Here is a 19,501-nt window from a genome sequence, read left to right on the forward strand (position 1 = left end):
ACCGGACGGTCAGGGGCGGCGGGCAAGGCGCAGCTGGCCGGGCTTGGCCTGCTCATAGGCGTCGCGGCCGGAGAGATGTTCGGGCACACCGACTTCCCACCAGGCCCCGGATTCGGTCCAGGAGCGCGCCTGGGTGCGGATCACCACCACGGCCGGCCGCCGCTCGGCCAGCGCGGCGGTGCGGGCGTTCTTGTAGGCCACCCGGAACTGCACCAGATCACCCGCGGTGAACACCAGGCAACCCATGGCGTGGGCGTGCTGGGCGAAGTCCACCCGCGGCGGACGCGGATGGTTGCTGCGGCAGTCGGCGTAGAAGTTGTTGTACGGCTCGCCGCCCTGCCCCTCCTGGAGGCGGCCGATCACCGCGTACCCGTCGTTGTCGCAGACCACGGCCACCAGCGGATGTCCGGCGAAGGCGGCGGAGAACAGGTCCGAGTTGAGCATCAGGTAGGAGCCGTCACCGAGCAGGGTGGTGACCAGGCCGCGGAAATGCGACATGGCCGCGCCCCACGCACCCGCGAGCTCGTAGCCCATACAGGAGAACCCGTATTCGACATCCATGGTGGGTTCACCGCCGGAGGCACGCCAGCCGCCGATGAGTTCGCCGGGCAGCCCGCCCGAGGCCGTCATGACGTAGTCGTCGGCGGTGCTGAGCTCGTTCACCACCCCCACGATCTGGGCGTAACTGGGCGGGCCGGGCGTCGGGGCGCGCAGTTTGTCGACATGGGTATCCCATTCCGACCGCACCGCCGCCGCCCGCGCACTCCAGGCCGGATCGGCATTCCAGCCGGTCATATGCGCGGCCAGGTCCTCCAGCGCGGTATCGGCGTCGGCGACCACCTCCAGCGCACCGTGTTTGACCGCGTCGAAGCGGGCCGCGTTGACATGGATGAGCCGCACGTCCGGATCGAACAGCGTCCACGACGCGGTGGTGAAGTCCTGAAGCCGGGTGCCGACCGCCAACACCGCGTCGGCCTGGCCGGCCAAGGCATTGGCCGACGCCGAACCGGTGATGCCGAGCGGTCCGGCGTAGAGCGGATCGTCGTGCGCGACGAGCGTGCGCCCCGCGGTCGTCTCGGTCACCGGAATCCGGTGCCGCCGTGCGAATTCCAGCGCCCGCGCCGCGGCACCCGAATAGCGCACCCCGCCACCGAGCACCAGCAGCGGGCGCTTCGACCGCCGCAGCGCCGCGGCCGCCTCCTCCAGACTGCGCCGGTCCGCGCGCGGCCGCGGCACCCGGTGCACCACGGGTTCGAACAGCCGCTCCGGGAAGTCGAAGGTCTCGGCCTGCACATCCTGCGGCAGTGCCAGCGTCACCGGTCCCGCCTCGGCCGGATCGGTGAGCACCCGCGCCACCTGCGGCAGGGTGGCGAGCAGCTGTTCGGGCCGGGTGATGCGGTCGAACCAGCGGCTCACCGCCCGGAACGCGTCATTGACGGTGACGGTCGGATCGCCGAAATGCTCCACCTGCTGCAGGACCGGATCGGGTGCGCGGCCGGTGAAGGTGTCCCCCGGCAGCAACAGCAGCGGTAGTCGATTGGCGTGCGCCACCCCGGCGGCGGTCACCATATTGAGCGCCCCCGGCCCGATGGAGGAGGTGGCGACGCCGATCTGCCGTCGATGCGTGGCCTTGGCCAGCCCGACCGCGGCCAGCGCCATCCCCTGCTCGGTGTGCCCGCGCCAGACCGGGATCACATCGCGCCGCTCCTCCAGCGCGGTGCCCAGCCCCAAGACGTTGCCGTGCCCGAAGATGGCGAAAACCGCCGGGAACATGGGCACTTCACGCCCGTCGAGAGTTTCCGAATGCTGTGCGATGAGCCAGGCGACCAGCGCCTGCGCGGTGGTGAGTTTCATGCGGACAACCTCATTCGATGCGACCTTTGTGGTCGGTGAGCGGGCAGCGCGGGTCGAGTGTCTCGTGGTGCCACTGGTCCCGCACCCAGGCATGGGCGGGATCGTCGCAGAAGGCCATCGACCGCTCCGCCGCGGGACCGGCCAGCACATTCAGGTAGTACATGGGGTAACCGGGCGCGGCGATACACGGACCGTGATACCCGTGCGGAATCAGGAAGACGTCACCGTCGCGCACCGCCACGTTCTCGTCCAGCGTGCCGTCGGCGGTGTAGGTGCGGTGCATGCCGAAACCGGTGGGCGACGGCGTGATTCCGTCGGGACCGGCGATGCGGAAGTAGTAGATCTCCTCGTTGGCGACCTCGCATTCGGTGGACTCGTCGTGCTTGTGCGGCGGGTAGGAGGACCAGTTGCCGTCGGGGGTGAGCAGTTCGCAGGCATTGAGTTTGTCGGCGTGCTCCCAGACGCCGGGGGTGCCGAAGTTGACGACCTGCCGGGTGGCGCGGCCCGCACCCCGCACCTCGACCGGAACCTCTTCGGCCGGGCCGTATTTCGGGGTGAGTCGGCGGGTGCAGCGGGCCATCGGCAGCGCCACCTCCACCCCGGAGTCGGTGGCCAGCTCCACCTCGGCGTCGCGGGGCACGTAGGCGAAATCGGTGACCCGCGTGAACACCGAGTCCCGCCCCTCCAACGCGAAGACCTCGCCGTCCACCCGTACCGTGCAGGAACCGGCCAGCGGCAGCACGAACGCCTCGAACTCCCCGGTGTGCACCGTGCTCCGGGCTCCGGGCGCGAGTCGCAGCACCCGCAGACCCGTGTAGGTCCAGCCCGCCGCCTCGGGGGTGAGCAGGACGGGATCCGCACCCGCGGTGAGGGTTCCGGCGGGGCGGTGTAGTGCGCTCATTTCGCGGCCCCCAGCGTGCGGGCGGCCGCGTCCACGGCGGCAGCCACGTCACCGTCGGGCGGGTACAGCAGACTGCGGCCGACCACCAGCCCGCGCACCACCTCGTGACGCAGTGCGGTGCCCCAGGATTCGAGATCGGCGGCCGGATCACCCGAGGGCACGCCGCCCAGTACGACCACCGGCAGCGTGGTCGCCTCCAGCACCGAAATATCCTCCGGTGCTGGAATTTTCAGCCAGGTGTGGGCGGAGGTGATCCCCAGCCCGGCCGCCACCGTGATGGCCCGTTGCAGTGAGGCCGCGTCCTTGCACATGACCAGCGCCCCGGACTCGTCACGTCGGTAGGGCAGCGGTTCCACCATGGCCATCAGCCCGTGCGCGGCCAGGGCCGATACCGCGCGGGCACACGCGTGTAGCGTCGGCGCGGTCGACCGGTCCGAATCCACCAGGCGCAGCAGCATTTTGCCGCCGTCGAGCCCGAACTTCACCAGCGATTCGGCGTCGTATCCGGTGAAGCGGTCGTCGATCTCCCAGTCCGCCCCGGCCAGACCGCCCCGGTTCATGGAGCCGACCACCACCTTGTCGTGCAGGGCGTCCAACAGCAGCAGTTCCTCGACGATATCGGGTGAGCCGAGCACACCGTCCACGGCCGGATGCTCCAGGGCGATGAGCAACCGCTCCAGCAGCGTGCGCCGATCCGCCATGGCGGTGCGGTCCGGGCCGACACCCAGCGCGCCGCGCGCCGGATGGTCGGCGGCCACCAGGAACAGGGTGCCGCGCTCGGACAGCAGCCGCTCGCGGCGACGGCGGTCGGCGTAGGCGCGCGGCACCGCGTCCGGGTCGGTGGCGCGCACCCGCAGCAGTTCCTGCCAGCGCTCATCGGTCAGGTGCACAGCAACTCCTCGATCTCGGTCGCGGTGGGCATGGCGTCGGCGCAGGCCAGCCGGGCGGCCACCAGCGCACCGGCGGCATTCGCGTAGGTGGCGATGCGGTGCGGGTCCCAGCCCGCCAGCAGCCCGTGGGCCAGCGCCCCGCCGAACGCGTCGCCCGCGCCGAGACCGCAGACGACCTCCACCCGGCAGGGCGGCACGGTGGCGCGGTCGTCCGCGGTCGCCACCAGCACGCCCTCGGCTCCGCGTTTGATCACGGCCAGCTCGACGCCCCGGGCCAGCAGCCGATCGGCGGCCGTGTCCGGATCGTCGGTGCCGACCGCCACCTTGGCCTCGGTGCGATTGCCCACCACCACGTTCACGTGGTCGAGCATCCAGTCGATCTCGGTGTGGGCGGTGTGTTCGTCGGGCCAGAACATGGGCCGGTAGTCGAGATCGAGCACGGTGTGGCCGCGCCTGCCGCGCCGCCGCAGTATCTCCCGCTGGGTCGAGCGGCCGGGCTCGGCGCTGACCCCGGTACCGGTCACCCACAGCAGCGGCACGGAAGCGACCGTGTCCCAGGGAATCTCGTCCTCGGTCAGGGTGAGGTCCGGGGCGGTGGGCAGCCGGTAGAACAGCAGCGGCGGATCGGCGGGCGGATTCAGCTCGCAGAACACCACCGGGGTGAGCAGATCCGGCGCGGTCGACACATAGCGGGCCGACACCCCGAAACCCTCCAGCGCGGTGCGCACGTAGTCACCGAAGCCGTCCGGCCCCACCTTGGTGAGCACCGCCGCGCGCCGCCCCAGCCGCGCCGCCGCGACCGAGACATTGGTGGCGGTGCCGCCGAGGAACTTCGCGAACGTCCGCACCTGGGCCAGCGGCACCCCGCTCTGCTCGGGATACAGATCGACCCCGACCCGGCCGACGGTCAACACCTCCAGATCCGTCACTCCGACACCACCCGCGCCAATTCGTGTTGCAGCGCCTCGAGTTCCGCGCCACCGGCCATCTGGCGGGTGAGTTCGGAGAGCTCGATCTCGTTCTTCTCGTACGAGCCGAGCATGGTGCCGCGCTTGAGCAGCAGGAACCGGTCACCCACCGGGTAGGCGTGATGCGGATTGTGGGTGATCAGTACGACGCCCAGACCGCGGTCACGCGCCTGCACCACATACTTGAGCACGATGCCCGCCTGTTTGACGCCCAGTGCGGCGGTGGGCTCGTCGAGGATCAGCACCTTCGCGCCGTAGTGCACGGCGCGGGCGATGGCGATGCACTGCCGCTGACCGCCCGACAGCGTACCGACGGGCTGCTCCAGATCGCGAATGTCGATACCCATATCGTCCAGTGCGTGCCGGGTGATCTCCATACCCTTGCGCCGGTCCAGCAGCCGGATCGGGCCGTAGTTCCTGGTCGGCTCGGAGCCCAGCACGAAATTGCGCCACACGCTCATGAGCGGCACCACCGCGAGGTCCTGGTACACGGTGGCGATACCGCGGTCCAAAGCCTCACGCGGGGAGGAGAATCGGGTCGCGGTGCCCTCGATCCGCAGCTCACCCCGATCGTGCTGATGCACCCCGGACAGGATCTTGATGAGGGTGGACTTGCCCGCGCCGTTGTCACCGAGCACGCAGGTGACCTCACCCGCCCGGACCACGGTGGACACCTCCCGCAGCGCCACCACGCCACCGTAGCTCTTGCCGATGTCGACGGTCTCGATGAGTGGGGTGGTCATCGCCGTACCCTTTCCGCCTGCTTCTTGAAAGCATTGTTGACCAGGACGGCCGACAGCAGCAGCACACCGAGGAAGAGCATGAACCAGTCGCTGTTCCAATTGGCGTAGACGATGCCCTGCCGAGCCATGCCGAAGATGAGCGCGCCGATGGCCGCGCCGACCACCGAACCGAAGCCGCCGGTCAGCAGGCAGCCGCCCACCACCGCGGCGATGATGTACTGGAACTCCAGTCCCACACCCTGATTCGCCTGCACACTGGTGAAGCGCAGCAGATTGCACGCGCCCACCACCCAGGCCGCGAACGCGGTGCCCATGAACAGCAGGATCTTGGTGCGCACCGCGGGCACGCCGACGGCACGGGCGCTGGGCAGCGCGCCGCCGACCGCGAAGATCCAGTTGCCGAAGCGGGTGCGCACCAGCAGCAGGGCGGCCAGCAGGGTCAGCACGATCCACCACACCACCGACGCCTGGATGTGGGCGTCGCCGATATCGGTGGTGGAGGCGAATACCCAGCCCGCCGACTCGTAGCCGTCGGCGCCGCGAATGCCCGACACCTGCACGGTGCCGGTGGCCAGCCGGGTCACGCCGAGATTCAGACCCTGTAGCGCCAGGAAGGTGCCCAGGGTGACGATGAAGCTCGGCAGGCCGGTGCGCATCACCACCCAGCCGTTGAGCGCGCCCACGGCCAACGCGAAGACCAGCGAGGCGGCGAGGGCGAACCACACGTTCCAGCCGAGCTCCACCGCCAGCAGCGCGGTCACCAGCGCCGTGGACGCGGTCATCACACCGGCGGACAGGTCGAACTCACCGCCGATCATGAGCAGCGCCACCGCCACCGCCATGATGCCGAGGGTGGAGGCGTCGTCGAGCCAGTTCGCCACCCCGCCCGGGCTGAGGAATTCGTCGGTGATCACCGAAAAGAAGAAGAACACCACCATCGCGCCGATCGCCGCACCGATCTCGGGCCGCACGATCAGCCGCTGTAGCAGCGGCGGCGGGCTGTTCTCTCGCCGATCGGCGGGTCCAGCGGGTTCCTTTGTCACAACAGCCATTTCGTTCTCCCGACCGGTGCTCACCGCGTGCCCTGGGCGACCAGGCCGCCGATGGCGTCGACATTGGATTCGTCCACGAAGGCCGGGCCGGTCTGCACCGGACGTCCGCCTCCGACGGTATCGAGATTGGTTTTGTACAGCTCCAGCAGCACCACCGGCAGATAGCCCTGCTCGTACTGCTGCTGGTCGACGGCGAAGAGCAGGCTGCCCGCCCGAATCGCCTCCACCACATCGGTATTCAGATCGAAGGTGGCGATGGCGGCCTCCGAGCGTGCCTCCCGGGCGCCGTCCACCGCGCGGGCGGCGATCTGCGAGTTCAGGGTCAGCACGGCGTCGATGGAGCGGTCCGCCTCCAGTGCGCCGCGAATCCGGGCCTGGGCGTCGGTGGGATTGTTGATATCGACCTGGAGGGTGGCGGCATTGCCGAAACCCTGCGTCGCACCCGCGCAGCGCTCGTTCGCGCCGATATTGCCCGCCTCGTGAATGACGCAGAGCATCTTGGTCTTTCCGGCATCCTTCAGCCGCGCCCCGGCTGCTTCGCCCGCGAGCCGTTCGCTCTGGCCGACATGGCCGATGGCGCCGAACTCGGCGCTCTCGGACTCACCGGAATTGATGGTGACCACCGGAATGCCCGCCGTCACCGCCTTTTCCACCGATTCGCGCAGGGCGTCGGGGTTGGCCATGGAGACCACCAGGCCGTCCACGCGCTGGGCCACGGCATTGTCGATGAGCTTGGCCTGCTGGCTCGGATCGCCGGAGGAGTTGTATTCGACGCGCACGCCGAACGTGTCGCCCGCGGCCTCGGCCCCGTTCTTCACCACGTTCCAGAAGGCGTCGCCGGGTGAGCCGTGCGTGACGAACGCGACCGATTCCAGGGTGCCGACCTCGACCGGTGCGCGAGTCTGCGTTCCCACCTCCGCCCCGGGGCCGGTACACGCCGCCAGTACGGCCACCGCGACGGCCGACAGTGGTAGTAGCCACCGCCACCGTCGCGGTCTGGTCTGCTGAGACATCGTCGTCCTCACTTCCAGCTAAATCCGTGCTGCGGCGAGCGCCGAGCCGATGGCCGCCAGATGCCGCAGACTGCGTTCGGCGTCGCGGGTCGGCGTCCTCGCGGTATCGCCCGGCCGCAATGCCGTGTCCTGCTCGATCACATACCAGCCGGTATAACCGGCGCGGTAAACCTCCCGCACCAGCGTGTCGATATCGATATCGCCCGCGCCCAGCGGGGCGTAGATGCCCTGCCGCACCGCCTCGCTGTACTCCAGCGCGCCGTCGCGCACCTGATCGGCGAGATCGAGACGAACATCCTTGAGATGGATGTGGCCGATGCGGTCCGCGTAGCGGCGCGCCAGTCCGACCGGGTCGGTGCCGCCGATGAGCAGGTGGCCGGTGTCCAGGCACAGCGGCAGGTCGGAGTCGGCTAGGAAGCGCTCCACCTCGGCCTCGGACTCCACGTGCGTGCCGACGTGCGGGTGCAGGGTTGTGCGCAGGCCCACCTCGGCGGCGATGGCCGCGATGGCGGCGGCGGTGTCGACCAGGGTGTCCCATTCGGTGTCGGTGAGCGCGGGGCGTTCGTCGTAGCCGTCGAGGCCGGTGGCGGCCGCCAGGATGAGCACCTCCGCACCCGCCCGCGCGTAGCGGGCGGCCGTATCGCGGGCGAAGGTGAGCGCCGTGTCGGACTCCCGGTGCAGCGGAAGGGCGAGGAAGCCGCCGATCGCGGTCAGGCCGTGTTCGCCGAGCTGTGCGCGCAGCGCGAGAGGGTCGGCGGGCAGATAGTCCGGTGGCCCGAATTCGGTGGCGGTGATGCCGAGCGCGGCCATTTCGGCCAGGACGGTGTGCGCGTCGAGAACGTGTCCCCAGCCGGGGACTTCGCAGACTCCCCAGGAGATCGGTGCGGCGGCGATGCGCAGCGGGTGCAGCGGTGCGGTCATCGGAACTTCCTCGACCTGTCGTAGTCACACGGTTGTGGCTCCATGCGTTGGAGCGCTCCAACTATGTAATCTGGGTCACTCGTGTGTCAAGAACCCTCAGCGGGTTTCATGATCGCGAAACCCCTTGAAATGATGGGTTTTACTGCGTGAACAGGGATACCGGGTTGCCGGAAAATGTCCGATTAGAGCGCTCTATTGATTGGTTCGCGTCCGGGCAGTAACGTGCCACACACACCAGCACCGACACGGAGGGATTTGTGACGCGACCGACGATGGAGGACGTCGCCGCTCGGGCGGGCGTCTCCCGCGCCCTGGTCTCGCTCGTCATGCGGGGCTCCCCCAAGGTGAGCGAACACCGCCGGCGGGCGGTGCTCGACGCCGCCAAGGAACTGGGGTACCAACCGCATTTCCTGGCCCGGTCACTGGCCAGCCGAACATCCAATCTCGTCGGCGTCATGGTGTCGGACCTGCGCAATGCCTACTTCGCCGAAGTGGTGGAGGGTATGGACGCGGCGGCGCAGGAAGCCGGGCTGGAACTGATCCTCAATACCGGGCGGCGCAGTGCGGCACGGGAACGGGCGGCGCTGGAAAGTCTGCTGTCGTTCCGGCCCGGTGGGATCATCCTGCTGTCGCCGGTCCTACCGGCCGCGGCCATACGGGAAGCGGCCCAGCGGTGTCCGGTGGTGTTGGTGTCGCGGACCTCGAATATCGCGGGGGTCGACACGGTCAACGACGACGGTGAGACCGGTGCGGGACAGGCCGTGGATCACCTGGTGTCACTGGGACATCGGCGCATCGTGCACTTCGACGGCGGGGCCGCCTTCGCCGCCGGGCCGCGGCGCAAGGGATACACCGCGGCGATGGAGCGGCACGGGCTCGAACCGATGGTGATCCCGAGCGAACACACCGACGCCGCGGGCGCCGCCGCGGTGCGGAAACTGTTGAACGTCTTCTCCCCCAGCACCTTTCCCACCGCACTGGTCTGCGGCAACGATTTCAACGCCTTCGGCGCCATGTCCGCCCTCGACGAGGCCGGACTGCGGGTGCCGGAGGACGTGTCGGTGGTCGGCTACGACAACACCTCGCTCGCGGCCCTGCGCTACGTCTCACTCACCACCATCGACCAGCCGCGCACCCGCATCGGTCAACTGGCCGTGGCAGCACTCACCCAGCGGCTGCGCGACGGACGCACCGAACCACTACGCAGCCGCGTCGAACCCGCCCTGGTCGTCCGCTCGACGACGGCCCCACCTCGCATCTGAGCCAATCAGGAGAATCATGTCTTCCCTTCGCATCGGCCTGGCCGGGACCGGCCGCATCGGAACCTCCCACGCCGAGACCCTGAAAGCGCTGCCGGACGTGGAATCGGTGGTCGTCGCCGACGTCGACACCGAACGGGCACGCGAGACCGCCCGCAAGCTCGGCGTCGACTTCGCACCCGATATCGACGCGCTGCTCGCCGCCGACCTCGCGGGGCTGGTGATCACCACGGCCACCGACTCCCATCCCGAACTCATCCTCGCGGCCGTGGCACGCGGACTGCCGGTCTTCTGCGAGAAGCCCATCGCGGCCGACATCTCGGGGACACTCGCGGTGATCGAACGGCTCACCGGATCGTCGGTACCGGTGCAGATCGGCTTCCAGCGGCGCTTCGACGCGGGCTACCGGGCCGCCCGCGCCGCCGTCGCCAACGGGGAGCTCGGCTGGCTACACACCCTGCGCGCCACCACACTGGACCCGACTCCCCCTCCCGCCGAATACATTCCGCGCTCCGGCGGCCTGTTCCGGGACTGCGGCGTCCACGATTTCGACATCATCCGCTGGGTGACCGGACGCGAGATCACCGAGGTCTACGCCGTCGGCGCCAACCGGGGCGAGCAGTTCTTCGTGGACGCGGGCGACGTGGATACCGCCGCGGTGGTGCTGCGCATGGACGACGGCGCGTTGGCGACCGTCTCCCTCACCCGCTACAACGGGGCCGGTTACGACGTACGGCTGGAACTGTTGGGCTCGGTGGGCAATGCCATTGTGGGACTGGACGATCGAGCGCCACTGCACTCGGTGGAACCGGATTTCCCGGCGTCACCGCTGCCCGCCTACCCAGGGTTCATGGATCGGTTCCGGCGCGCCTACACCGAGGAGCTGTCAGCCTTCGTGGCGGTGGTCGACGGAACACTCGCCAACCCGTGCCCGCCGACCGAGGCGCTCGCGGCGTTCTACGTCGCCGAGGCGTGCGAGCTGTCGCGTCGCGAGCAGCGGCCGGTGACCATGCGCGAGGTGCGCGGAGGCCACTGACATCGAGCGGCCAGGGCCCTGCGCGAGTGAAGATCGTGCTCGGCGTCCGGTCGACAACGCAACCGCCCCCTTGCTGCACGACACCGGGTATGCCGCAGAATTGCTCTCCGACGCCAGAATCCGTGCATATGGAAGTTGCGATACATGCGAGTTGTGGAAACAGACGTAATCATTGTGGGCGCTGGCCCGACCGGCCTGATGCTGGCCAATGAATCGCGTCTGGCCGGAGTGCGGGCGCTGGTGCTGGAGAAGTACCCGCAGCCTCGGGAGACCCCGAAGGCCAGCGGTATCGGCGGCCGAATTCTCGACCTGCTGCGTTACCGCGGCCTGCTGGAGCGACTCGAAGCTGCGGGCGGCTCCTACCCGCCGCCCCGATTCCCGTTCGGCGGTGTGTATCTCGACCTCACTCAGCTGGCGGACCCGCCGATGCGGGCGCTGGCGATCCCGCAGCTGGCGATCGAACAGGTGCTCGGCCAGCGCGCCGAGGAACTCGGTTCCGAAATCCGACGCGGGCACACGGTGGTCGGGGTCGGCCAGGACGACGACACGGTGACCGCCGACGTGCACGGGCCCGACGGGCCCTACCAGGTGACGGCCCGCTACCTGGTGGGCTGCGACGGCGGGCGCAGCCCGATCCGTGGAATGGCCGGTATCGAGTTCTCCGGCACCACCTTGATCGAGGTCAACCGACTGGCCCAGGTCACCACGCCCGAGATGCTGACCGTGCACGACAATGGCGATCTCGACGTGCCCGGCGTAGGCAGAATCGCGGCCGGTTACACCCGAACCGAGCACGGCCAGTTCGCGATTCATGCCACCCCCGAAATCCTGTTCCTGCAAACCTCCGAGGACGAGGGCGCCGATTACGACAGTGACGAACCGCTGACCCTGCCCGAAGTGCGGGAAAGCATCCGCCGTGTACTCGGTGTGGATCTGCCACTGGGAGAACCTATGCGGTTGTCGCGCTACGTCTTTCAGGATCGTCAGGCCGAGCGGTATCGCGCGGGCCGGATTCTCGTCGCCGGTGACGCGGCCCACCTGTTCCCGGCCACCGGTACGGCCCTCAATGCGGGTATGTCCGACGCCACCAATCTGGCCTGGAAACTAGCCGCCGCGATCGAGGGCTGGGCTCCGGAGGGCTTGCTCGACACCTACCACGACGAACGCCATTTCGCCGGTGCCCGCGCCCGGCTCCAGACCCGAGCCCAGATGGCACTGCGTCGTGGCGGTGATCCGGCCGCCGACGCGCTGCGAACGGTCTTCGAGGAACTGCTCACCGACGAGGCGACGCAACGGCGTTTGGGAGCCTTGGTCGGCGGCACCGACATCCGCTACCCTCTGCCCGGCTCCGACCAGCACGCGCTGGCGGGCACCTTCGCCGCCGACCGCACCCTGCGTACCGACGTGGGCGTCACGAGCATCGCGGAACTCATGCGCGCCGCCCGCCCGGTCTTCCTCGATCTGGCCGACCGCGCGGACCTGCGCGCGATCGTCCGGGAGTGGCTGCCGCGCGTCGAGATCGTCACCGCCGAGACCGAGGACCAACCGGCCGATGCCCTGCTGATCCGCCCGGACGCGCATATCGCCTGGGCAGCGAGCGACGAGGAATCCGCCGATTCCGCGGCACCCACGCTGCGAGCAGCGCTCGCACGGTGGTTCGGATCGGAGACTTCACGCACCGGCTCACAGTCGGCAGACACCCCATCGGCGACCATGCTGCGTCGATAGGCGTCACCGCGTCGGTGGGGTCCCGGACCTCCATCCGCTGACCAGACCTCCAGGCGCCGCCGCGGGATCAGCCGATGGCGGCTACGAGCATGTAGGCGGTGCCCAGGTCCATGACGATGTGTGGCACCACCGTGGCGGGGCCTGCGGTACCGACGTGGTGCGGAACGATGTGGCGCAGAGCCTTTCTCGACATCGGTAGGGCCATGGCGGCGGCGTCGATGGTGAACAGGGTCGCCAGGGCGAGCATGGGGGCGGCGGGGGCTCCGCCGTGGTGTCCGCCGGTGTGACCGCTCATGGCGTAGAGCATGGCTGCTGCCGCCGTGAGGTGGTAGGCGAAGGGGATGACTCGGGCGGCGGGGGCCAGCGAGTTACCGTGCCACTGGATTATGCGGGCCAGGAACAGGAGGGCGTAGACCACTGTCATGGCGGTGAGGACGCCGTTCATGGCGTGGGGGTCTATGGCGGTGGGGAAGCCGATCATTGCGAGCATGACCAGGCACATCATCAGGTGTGCGGCGTCGGACTCCTGGTCTGTTTCCAGGGCGGGGGTGGGGGTGGCCAGGCGGGTTGTGACTATTGCGGCTGCGGCTATGAAGGATAGGAGGGCCAGCCATCGTAGGGGTTCGTACTGTTGGACGAATTGGGTCACAGCACACCACCTTTCAGCGGCGACGCAGGCTTTTCCATGATCGCACTTCGGGGGGCTGGGTGGAGGGGGATTTCGTTATCGATATGGAGTAGTTGCTCGGTGTGGAGTGGTTTCGGCCTTGTCCATGTGTTGAGGTGTCGGGGGTCGTGTCGGGTTCGGGGTGTTGCTGCAGAGATCTGAAAAGATGAGTGTGGTGGCGTTGGGTGCCTTACCTGGCTTTCGCTGACGCCGGGTTGGGTGCCGCAGCCTTCTACCCCAGCCGACGGACTGGCTGGGGTTGCGTTCTCGAGATGGTTGTTACCGGGGTGGTTGTTATTGGCGTAAGTGATCGCCTCGGGTCGGGTCCGGCCGCTGGGCGTTTTGCGGGGGCACCGTGCGGGCGTGAGGATCTGAGTGGTTGTGGTGGTCGGTGGCGTTTCGGTCGATCCGTCGCGGGGACGGGCGATCACACGCACCCGCACCCTGCCGACCCAACGGCAGAGGCATCGGCCGACCGACGACCGAGGGCTTCGGCTGGCCAAGCGTCGAGGGCGTCTGCTGCCCCTTCGTTCGAGGCGTCGGCTGGCCCTTCGTTCGAGGCGTCGGCTGGCCGCTCACTGGGGGCGCCTGGTGACCCAACGACGGAGGCGTCGGCTCGCCGATCACCGGACGCGACGGCTGACCCGACATCGGCGGCTGACCCACCACCGAAGGCGACGACTGACCCGACATCGGCGACGACGGCTGACACACCACCGAAGGCGACGGCTGACCCGACGTCGGCTGACTCAGTGGTGGAGGTGTCGATTGGCCGACCACCGGGGGCGTCGACCGTGCGAGCGCACGGGACATCGGCTGGCCGAGCGTTGGGGATGCCGATTGGCTGAGCGTCGGCGGCGACTGCCCGCCCGGGGCACCGGTGAGCCACTGCTCCGGATGATGATGCAGATTCACCCGGAGAACCCGTGCCGGATCGATCCGCGTCGGCGGCGCCCACACGACACGACCCGGATACCGGCCACTGCCGACACCACCGCCACGGTTGCCGCCGCCACCGAGGCCGCCGCCGATACCGCCGACGCCGCCGATGTTGCTGTTGCCGCCGCCGCGGTTGCCGCTGCTGCTGCTGTTGCCACCGGCGATGCCGTGGCTGTAGCCGCGTCCGAGGGTGGCCCACCCGGTCGGATCCTCGACATCCTCCGGGATCTGGGCATGGCAGCGATCGCACACCAACGTCAGGTTGTCGATATCGGTACGACCACCCCGCAACCACGGCACCATATGATGCACCGCACACATCGTCGCCGGAGCCTCACACCCCGGACGCGTACACCCCCGATCAGCGGCGATACACGCCAACCGCTGCCACGGCGACGCCAACCGATACTTCCCCCGACCCAAATGCAGGGGCAAACCCTTGCCGTCGAACAACATCAACAACGGATAGCTGCCCTCGGCCATCCGCAACGCATCCCGAACCGACATCACCGATCCCGACGCGGTATGCGCGTACCCGGTTCCGGCGTGCAGGTCGGTCACACTCATCGTCAACACCACCGACACCGGCACACCCCGATGACTCCCCAGGTTCTCCGGACCACCCCCGGCGGCCAGGAACGCTTTGAGCGCGTCGTGGTTACGCTGCCCGGCACTACGCCGATCCCGCCGCGCCGCCGCCTCCACCACATCCTTGTCGACCGCGCCCGACCCCATGCGGGGACTGGCGGGATCTTCGGGGTTGCACATGCCCGGACGCGCCCACTTGGCCAAGACGACATCCAACAGGGCACGCAGCTGCGGATCGAGCACGCCTTTGATCTCGCTCATACCGTCGACGCGTTGCTTGCCGAGCCAGAGCTCGCGGCGGCGGGCGCGGTCGTCGTCGTTGGTGAGGCCCCCGTCCGGGTCCAGACAGGTGAGCAGCACGTGACCGACCTTGCTCACGTACTCCGGCGGCATCTGGCTCGCGGCGTGCGCGAGGTGCTGTTCGGCCTCTGCCTGCGTCTCGACGGGCACCGCGTTGGGGATGCGGTCCATCACCCGCATGATCACCCGCGCATGCTCGGGCGAGATCGTGCCCTCGGCCTGCAACGCCGCGGTGGTCGGCAACAACGCCGGAGCGGGTTCCCCGCAGAACGCACGCGGCCGCAACGACGCCGACGCTCGTACCCGCGCCCCTGCCTCGGCCGCCGACAGGCGCAACACATCGATCAGATAGCCGCGCATCCCCTTGGCCCCGGCACGCTCCCACAGATGCCGGGACTCCACCTCGGCGATCATGCGATGCGACAGTGCCGCCATCCGACACCGCACCGACTCCACCTCCCGCATCACGTCCACGAGAGCGGTGTCGGACAGTCCGGTGAGGTCGGTCGCGAGCAGGGTGTCCATCGCCGCCGACAGACCGGCTGCGGTATCACCGCCTCGCGTTTCCCCCTCCGGAATCATGCATTAATTCTACCGCTAAATCTATTGCAGCAGAAGCGAAAACAGTATCTGACCTGCACATCTTCACATACGAATTGTCCGTTTAGGGTTCGGTGCCGACCGCTTTTACGACTGCCGTCGCGAATACGCGGCCAGCGTTTCCCGGCGGCACTACCATCGGCGGGTGTGCACCCGTTTCGCCGCACCCTGACGCGCCTCCTCGAGGGTCGTTTTCCACTTCTCTATATCGAAACGTTCGAGGAACAGCGGGTTCTCGGCGAGATCCGGTCCGCCGTGGAGGAATTGGAGCCGTCTCGGGCGCTGTGGCACTGGACGACTACGGAGGGGATGCGGCGGTCGGGTGGGCTGACCGAACGCAATACCCGGGAACCAGCGCAGATGTTGCAAGGGATTCGGCGGGTGGTGGAGTCTGCCGTGTTCGTCTGTACTGATCTGCATGCCTTTCTCGGCGATGATGAGCGTCCGGCCGATCCTCAGGTGGTGCGAGCGCTACGAGATCTGGTGCGGGACTTCAGTTCCGGTGAAGCGGCACGAACAGTGATCGTGGTGGCTCCGATGCTGCGGATACCGGCGGAGTTGCAGCGGGATGTCACCGTGGTGGATTTCCCGCTGCCGACGGCGGCGGAGATCGGTGAGTTGCTGGACAGCATGGGGGCAGACGGAACCGCCGTTCTCGATGAGACATTGCGCGACCGGCTCGCCACGGCGGCGGTCGGAATGACGCTCATCGAGGCCGAACGGGCGTTCACGCTGGCCATGGTGGACGGTGGTTTCGCGGAGTCGGCGGTGGACGTCGTGCTGGAGGGGAAAGCACAGGCTGTGCGCAGATCCGGTGGGCTGGAGCTGATTCGGACCGATATGCGGTTCGAGCACGTCGGTGGGCTCGCGAACCTCGAGGCGTGGCTGCTGAGTCGTCGCGACTGTTGGCGCGCCGAGGCCGCCGATTACGGGCTGCCCGCGCCCAAAGGAGTGTTCCTCGCCGGTGTGTCCGGGTGCGGGAAATCCTCGATCGCCAAGGCGACGGCCGGCGAATGGGGGCTGCCACTCATCCGCTGGGACTTCGGCCGGGTGTGCGATGGATCAGTGGGTGACCGCGATGTGCGCGCGACCCTGTCCACGGTCGAGGGCACCGCGCCCTGCGTACTCTGGGTGAGCGGTATCGATCGGATGATCACCGGCGAGAACGGTGCTCGCACGGCGGTTTTCGGCGCATTCCTCGCGTGGTTGAGCGAGAAGACTCGCCCGGTGTTCGTGATCGCCACTGCCGACAGAATCGATGGTCTACCCCAGGAGCTCCTCTGCGGGAGCCGCTTCGACCAGACCTTCTTCGTCGACCTCCCGAATTCTGCCGCACGCGAATCCATCTGGCGCATTCATCTCGAACGTCGTCTCACCGGCCCCGCCGCAGGGCTGTCGCTCTCCCCTCCCCTGCTCCACGACCTCTCCGAAGCATCCGAGGGCTTCTCCGGCCAACAGATCGAACAGTGCGTCCTCACTGGGCTTTTCGATGCCTACTCCGGCCGTCGCCCGCTGGCCGCGGCCGATCTCATTCGGGCCGTGGAAGGCACCGTCGCGATGTCAGCCCGGAGCGGGGACGAACTCACCACGTGGCGGGAATGGGCGAAGCGACACGCCGTACCCGCCGCACCGCCCGTCCGATGACGTGCGCACGCACCGGCCCCCTCCTCATCGGTCCTGCTCGAAGTAACCGGTACGAAGGGGGCCGGGCGGCCGTACCGCGATCCGTTCAGGGGTGCACTGTGGCTGTTCGGATCGCCGGGACCCGCCGGGTAGGCGATGGCGGGCGGCACGATGGTGCGGTCGACCGCTGCGGGCCGACCGTGGTTGTCACGCCGGAGTGCCGGACCAGCGGGCGGTCAGTGCATCCGTTCCGGACTGTGTGAGCGAACCGAGAATGCGCAGGCGAGCGATGCCGCCGTCCGGGTAGATGTCCAGCCTGGCGTGCGTGGCGGGCCGTTTGGCCTCGGCTGCCACCCGGAAACGGTGCGGGGTGTCGGGCTGCACGGCTGTTCGGGGCAGCAATTCGAACCAGTCGGCGGATTCGGCGGGGGGCAGCGGCTCGTCGCCGGAGTGGTCGATGCCGAGCAGCCGCACCTCGCCGGGAGCGTTGAACATCAGGTTGGTGGTGTCCAACTCGATGAGCTCGGGCGTGCCCTGGGCGGCCAGACGAATGACAGCCCAGTCGTTGCCGTCATCGCGGCGGCGAGCGGTTTCCCAGCCTTCGGCCTGGTTGCGGGCCAGGCCGGGGGCCAGCATATTGTCGGCCGCCGAATAGAACAGGTTGGAGCAGGACAGGGCGCGAGCGCCGTTCTCCAACGCCGCCAGGTCGATGGTGAGGCCCGCGAGCAGGTCGGGATCGGGGACGACCTCGCCGTGCACGCGCAGTCGGGCCACGCCGCCGTCGGGGTGGATGTTCAGGCGAACGTGGGTGAAGATGCGGTCGTCGGAGACCGGGATCTCGTGTTTGGCATCACCGCCCAGCGCGGTACGGGGAACGATCTCCACCCAGTCGGCGGTGGAATTCAACTGTGCCGCCGAAGGATAGCCCGACACGCGGCAGGCTTCGACGGAGGCGAAGGGCGGGTAGTTGCCCTTGAACCAGGCGGTGTCGACGACGACGCCGCGAATGATGCCGGGCATGCCGAGGCGGATGATCGCCCAGTCGTGGCCGGGGCTGCGACGGCGGCGGGTTTCCCAGCCGTCGTACTCCTGCCCCTTGGGGCCGAAGGTTTCCGCGGAGAAGCGCGGCTCCCACGGGTTGATGAGATTCTCGCGCTCCTCGAAGGATTCGTCGCTGGCGGCGACGACACCGGCGCGGTAGCTGCGCAGGGCCAGATCCGGCAGGGTGGTGAAATCCGACATGGTTCTCCTACAGGGGGTTTCGGGTCAGGGGGCGCTCCAGACGGGCTTCGGCGATCCGGGTGGCCAGCCGCTCCAGCAGTGCGCCCGCCTGCGTCATGCAGACCTGCGGATCGGATTCGATATCGGTGAGCGCGAACGCGTCCTCGAATCCGTGGCGGCGCAACTGTTCCCGGGACACCAGCCGTTGACCGGACACCGCCAGCACCGGCACTTCGGCGCGCGCGGCCGCCCGCGCGACGCCCATGGGGGCCTTGCCGTGCAGGGTCTGTTCGTCCAGCGAGCCCTCGCCGGTGATCACCAGCCGCGCACCGGCGAGCAGGGCGTCGAAATCCAGCTGCTCCAACATGATCTCGATACCGGGGCGCAGGGTGGCGCCGAGGACGGCGAGGGCCGTGAAACCCACGCCGCCCGCTGCGCCCGCTCCCGGGCGCTCCGCCGCGTTGACGCCAACATCGCGACGGACGATTTCGGCCAGCCGCGCCAAACCGGCTGCCAGCTGGGATACTTCCGCCGGGCCCGCACCCTTCTGCGGCCCGTACACCTCGGCGGCGCCACGCGGGCCGAGCAGTGGATTGTCCACGTCGGAGGCGACCACCACCGGCACCCGGATCATGTCCGTGATGTCTATGCGCGCCAACCGCAGCAGACCCGCGCCGCCCGGCGGCACCGGCTGCCCGTCCTCGTCGAGCAGCCGGGCCCCGAGCGCGGTGAGCATGCCCGCACCGCCGTCGGTGCAGGCGCTGCCGCCGAGACCGAGCACGATGCGCCGCGCGCCGCGTTCGGCGGCGATGCGCATGAGCTCACCGGTGCCCGCGCTGGTGGCGGTGAGGCTGGTGGCGGCCGTGGGCCGGTCGGGGAGCCGCCGCAGCCCGGACGCCTCGGCGAGCTCCACCACGGCCGTCTCGCCCCTCATCGCGAACGAGGCGGCCACCTGATCTCCGACCGGCCCGGTGACGCCCGTCTGCAGACGAGCGAAACCCGCGGCCACCATGGCGTCCACGGTGCCGTCGCCGCCGTCGGCCACCGGTGCGCTCACGACCGGGACATCCGGGCGCACGGCCCGGAGTCCGGCCGCGAGGTGCGCGGCGACCTGCGGGGCGGTCAACGACCCCTTGAACTTGTCGGGGGCCAGCAGCACGTGGCCCTCCTGCCATCCCTTCCTCACCCCACCGCGCGG

General features: G+C 68.9%; 16 protein-coding genes. 4 read left to right on the plus strand and 12 right to left on the minus strand.

Going from position 1 to position 19,501, the window contains the following annotated elements; genetic code table 11:
* Positions 1-9 precede the first annotated feature (9 nt).
* From iolD to FOH10_RS19395, 8 genes are all read right to left on the minus strand, one after another.
* On the minus strand, positions 10-1,854 hold the full coding sequence (iolD, locus tag FOH10_RS19360) for a 3D-(3,5/4)-trihydroxycyclohexane-1,2-dione acylhydrolase (decyclizing) (RefSeq protein ID WP_143981808.1): 1,845 nt from the start codon (positions 1,852-1,854) through the stop codon (positions 10-12).
* Positions 1,855-1,864: 10 nt separating this feature from the next.
* The gene (gene iolB, locus FOH10_RS19365) at positions 1,865-2,755 is read right to left on the minus strand and encodes a 5-deoxy-glucuronate isomerase (RefSeq protein WP_143981809.1); all 891 of its coding nucleotides are present in this window, start codon (positions 2,753-2,755) and stop codon (positions 1,865-1,867) included.
* Positions 2,752-3,645: a Cgl0159 family (beta/alpha)8-fold protein gene (locus FOH10_RS19370; RefSeq protein WP_039815617.1), complete on the minus strand. Its 894-nt coding sequence runs from the start codon at positions 3,643-3,645 to the stop codon at positions 2,752-2,754. The genes iolB and FOH10_RS19370 overlap by 4 nt, the downstream gene beginning before the upstream one ends.
* Positions 3,636-4,574, minus strand: a complete 939-nt coding sequence (iolC, locus tag FOH10_RS19375; protein ID WP_143981810.1) for a 5-dehydro-2-deoxygluconokinase — start codon at positions 4,572-4,574, stop codon at positions 3,636-3,638. The genes FOH10_RS19370 and iolC overlap by 10 nt, the downstream gene beginning before the upstream one ends.
* Positions 4,571-5,356 (minus strand): ATP-binding cassette domain-containing protein, encoded by a 786-nt coding sequence (locus FOH10_RS19380; protein WP_039815619.1) that lies wholly within the window; start codon positions 5,354-5,356, stop codon positions 4,571-4,573. The genes iolC and FOH10_RS19380 overlap by 4 nt, the downstream gene beginning before the upstream one ends.
* The gene (locus FOH10_RS19385; protein ID WP_143981811.1) at positions 5,353-6,408 is read right to left on the minus strand and encodes an ABC transporter permease; all 1,056 of its coding nucleotides are present in this window, start codon (positions 6,406-6,408) and stop codon (positions 5,353-5,355) included. The genes FOH10_RS19380 and FOH10_RS19385 overlap by 4 nt, the downstream gene beginning before the upstream one ends.
* A gap of 20 nt (positions 6,409-6,428) precedes the next feature.
* Entirely contained in the window at positions 6,429-7,322 is an 894-nt protein-coding gene (locus FOH10_RS19390; protein WP_244961280.1) for a sugar ABC transporter substrate-binding protein, read from the minus strand.
* Positions 7,323-7,439: 117 nt separating this feature from the next.
* A complete protein-coding gene (locus FOH10_RS19395; RefSeq protein WP_143981813.1) occupies positions 7,440-8,342 on the minus strand; it encodes a TIM barrel protein in 903 nt (300 codons plus the stop codon).
* A gap of 257 nt (positions 8,343-8,599) precedes the next feature.
* On the opposite strand from FOH10_RS19395, the gene FOH10_RS19400 reads away from it, so the two are divergent.
* The 3 genes from FOH10_RS19400 (at position 8,600) to FOH10_RS19410 (ending at position 12,365) form a co-directional block, all read left to right on the plus strand.
* The gene (locus FOH10_RS19400; protein WP_143981814.1) at positions 8,600-9,604 is read left to right on the plus strand and encodes a LacI family DNA-binding transcriptional regulator; all 1,005 of its coding nucleotides are present in this window, start codon (positions 8,600-8,602) and stop codon (positions 9,602-9,604) included.
* Between the two features lie 16 nt (positions 9,605-9,620).
* Positions 9,621-10,637 (plus strand): Gfo/Idh/MocA family protein, encoded by a 1,017-nt coding sequence (locus FOH10_RS19405; protein WP_143981815.1) that lies wholly within the window; start codon positions 9,621-9,623, stop codon positions 10,635-10,637.
* Between the two features lie 144 nt (positions 10,638-10,781).
* Complete coding sequence (locus FOH10_RS19410) at positions 10,782-12,365, plus strand: FAD-dependent monooxygenase (protein ID WP_143981816.1); 1,584 nt, start codon at positions 10,782-10,784, stop codon at positions 12,363-12,365.
* Positions 12,366-12,432: 67 nt separating this feature from the next.
* Here FOH10_RS19410 and FOH10_RS19415 read toward each other — a convergent pair whose 3' ends face one another.
* Positions 12,433-13,014 carry a DUF5134 domain-containing protein gene (locus FOH10_RS19415; protein ID WP_143981817.1) on the minus strand — a complete coding sequence of 194 codons (582 nt, stop codon included), beginning with the start codon at positions 13,012-13,014 and terminating at the stop codon, positions 12,433-12,435.
* Between the two features lie 312 nt (positions 13,015-13,326).
* Positions 13,327-15,441 carry an HNH endonuclease signature motif containing protein gene (locus FOH10_RS19420; RefSeq protein ID WP_143981818.1) on the minus strand — a complete coding sequence of 705 codons (2,115 nt, stop codon included), beginning with the start codon at positions 15,439-15,441 and terminating at the stop codon, positions 13,327-13,329.
* Positions 15,442-15,465: 24 nt separating this feature from the next.
* Here FOH10_RS19420 and FOH10_RS19425 point away from each other — a divergent pair, with 24 nt between their 5' ends.
* Complete coding sequence (locus FOH10_RS19425) at positions 15,466-17,103, plus strand: AAA family ATPase (RefSeq protein ID WP_186000533.1); 1,638 nt, start codon at positions 15,466-15,468, stop codon at positions 17,101-17,103.
* Positions 17,104-17,289: 186 nt separating this feature from the next.
* On the opposite strand, the gene alc is transcribed toward FOH10_RS19425, so the two are convergent.
* A complete protein-coding gene (gene alc / locus FOH10_RS19430; protein ID WP_143981820.1) occupies positions 17,290-18,324 on the minus strand; it encodes an allantoicase in 1,035 nt (344 codons plus the stop codon).
* A 7-nt stretch (positions 18,325-18,331) separates the two neighbouring features.
* Positions 18,332-19,489 carry a glycerate kinase gene (locus tag FOH10_RS19435; RefSeq protein WP_244961281.1) on the minus strand — a complete coding sequence of 386 codons (1,158 nt, stop codon included), beginning with the start codon at positions 19,487-19,489 and terminating at the stop codon, positions 18,332-18,334.
* Positions 19,490-19,501 lie beyond the last annotated feature (12 nt).

Source organism: Nocardia otitidiscaviarum (genome assembly GCF_007362295.1).
Lineage (GTDB): Bacteria > Actinomycetota > Actinomycetes > Mycobacteriales > Mycobacteriaceae > Nocardia > Nocardia otitidiscaviarum.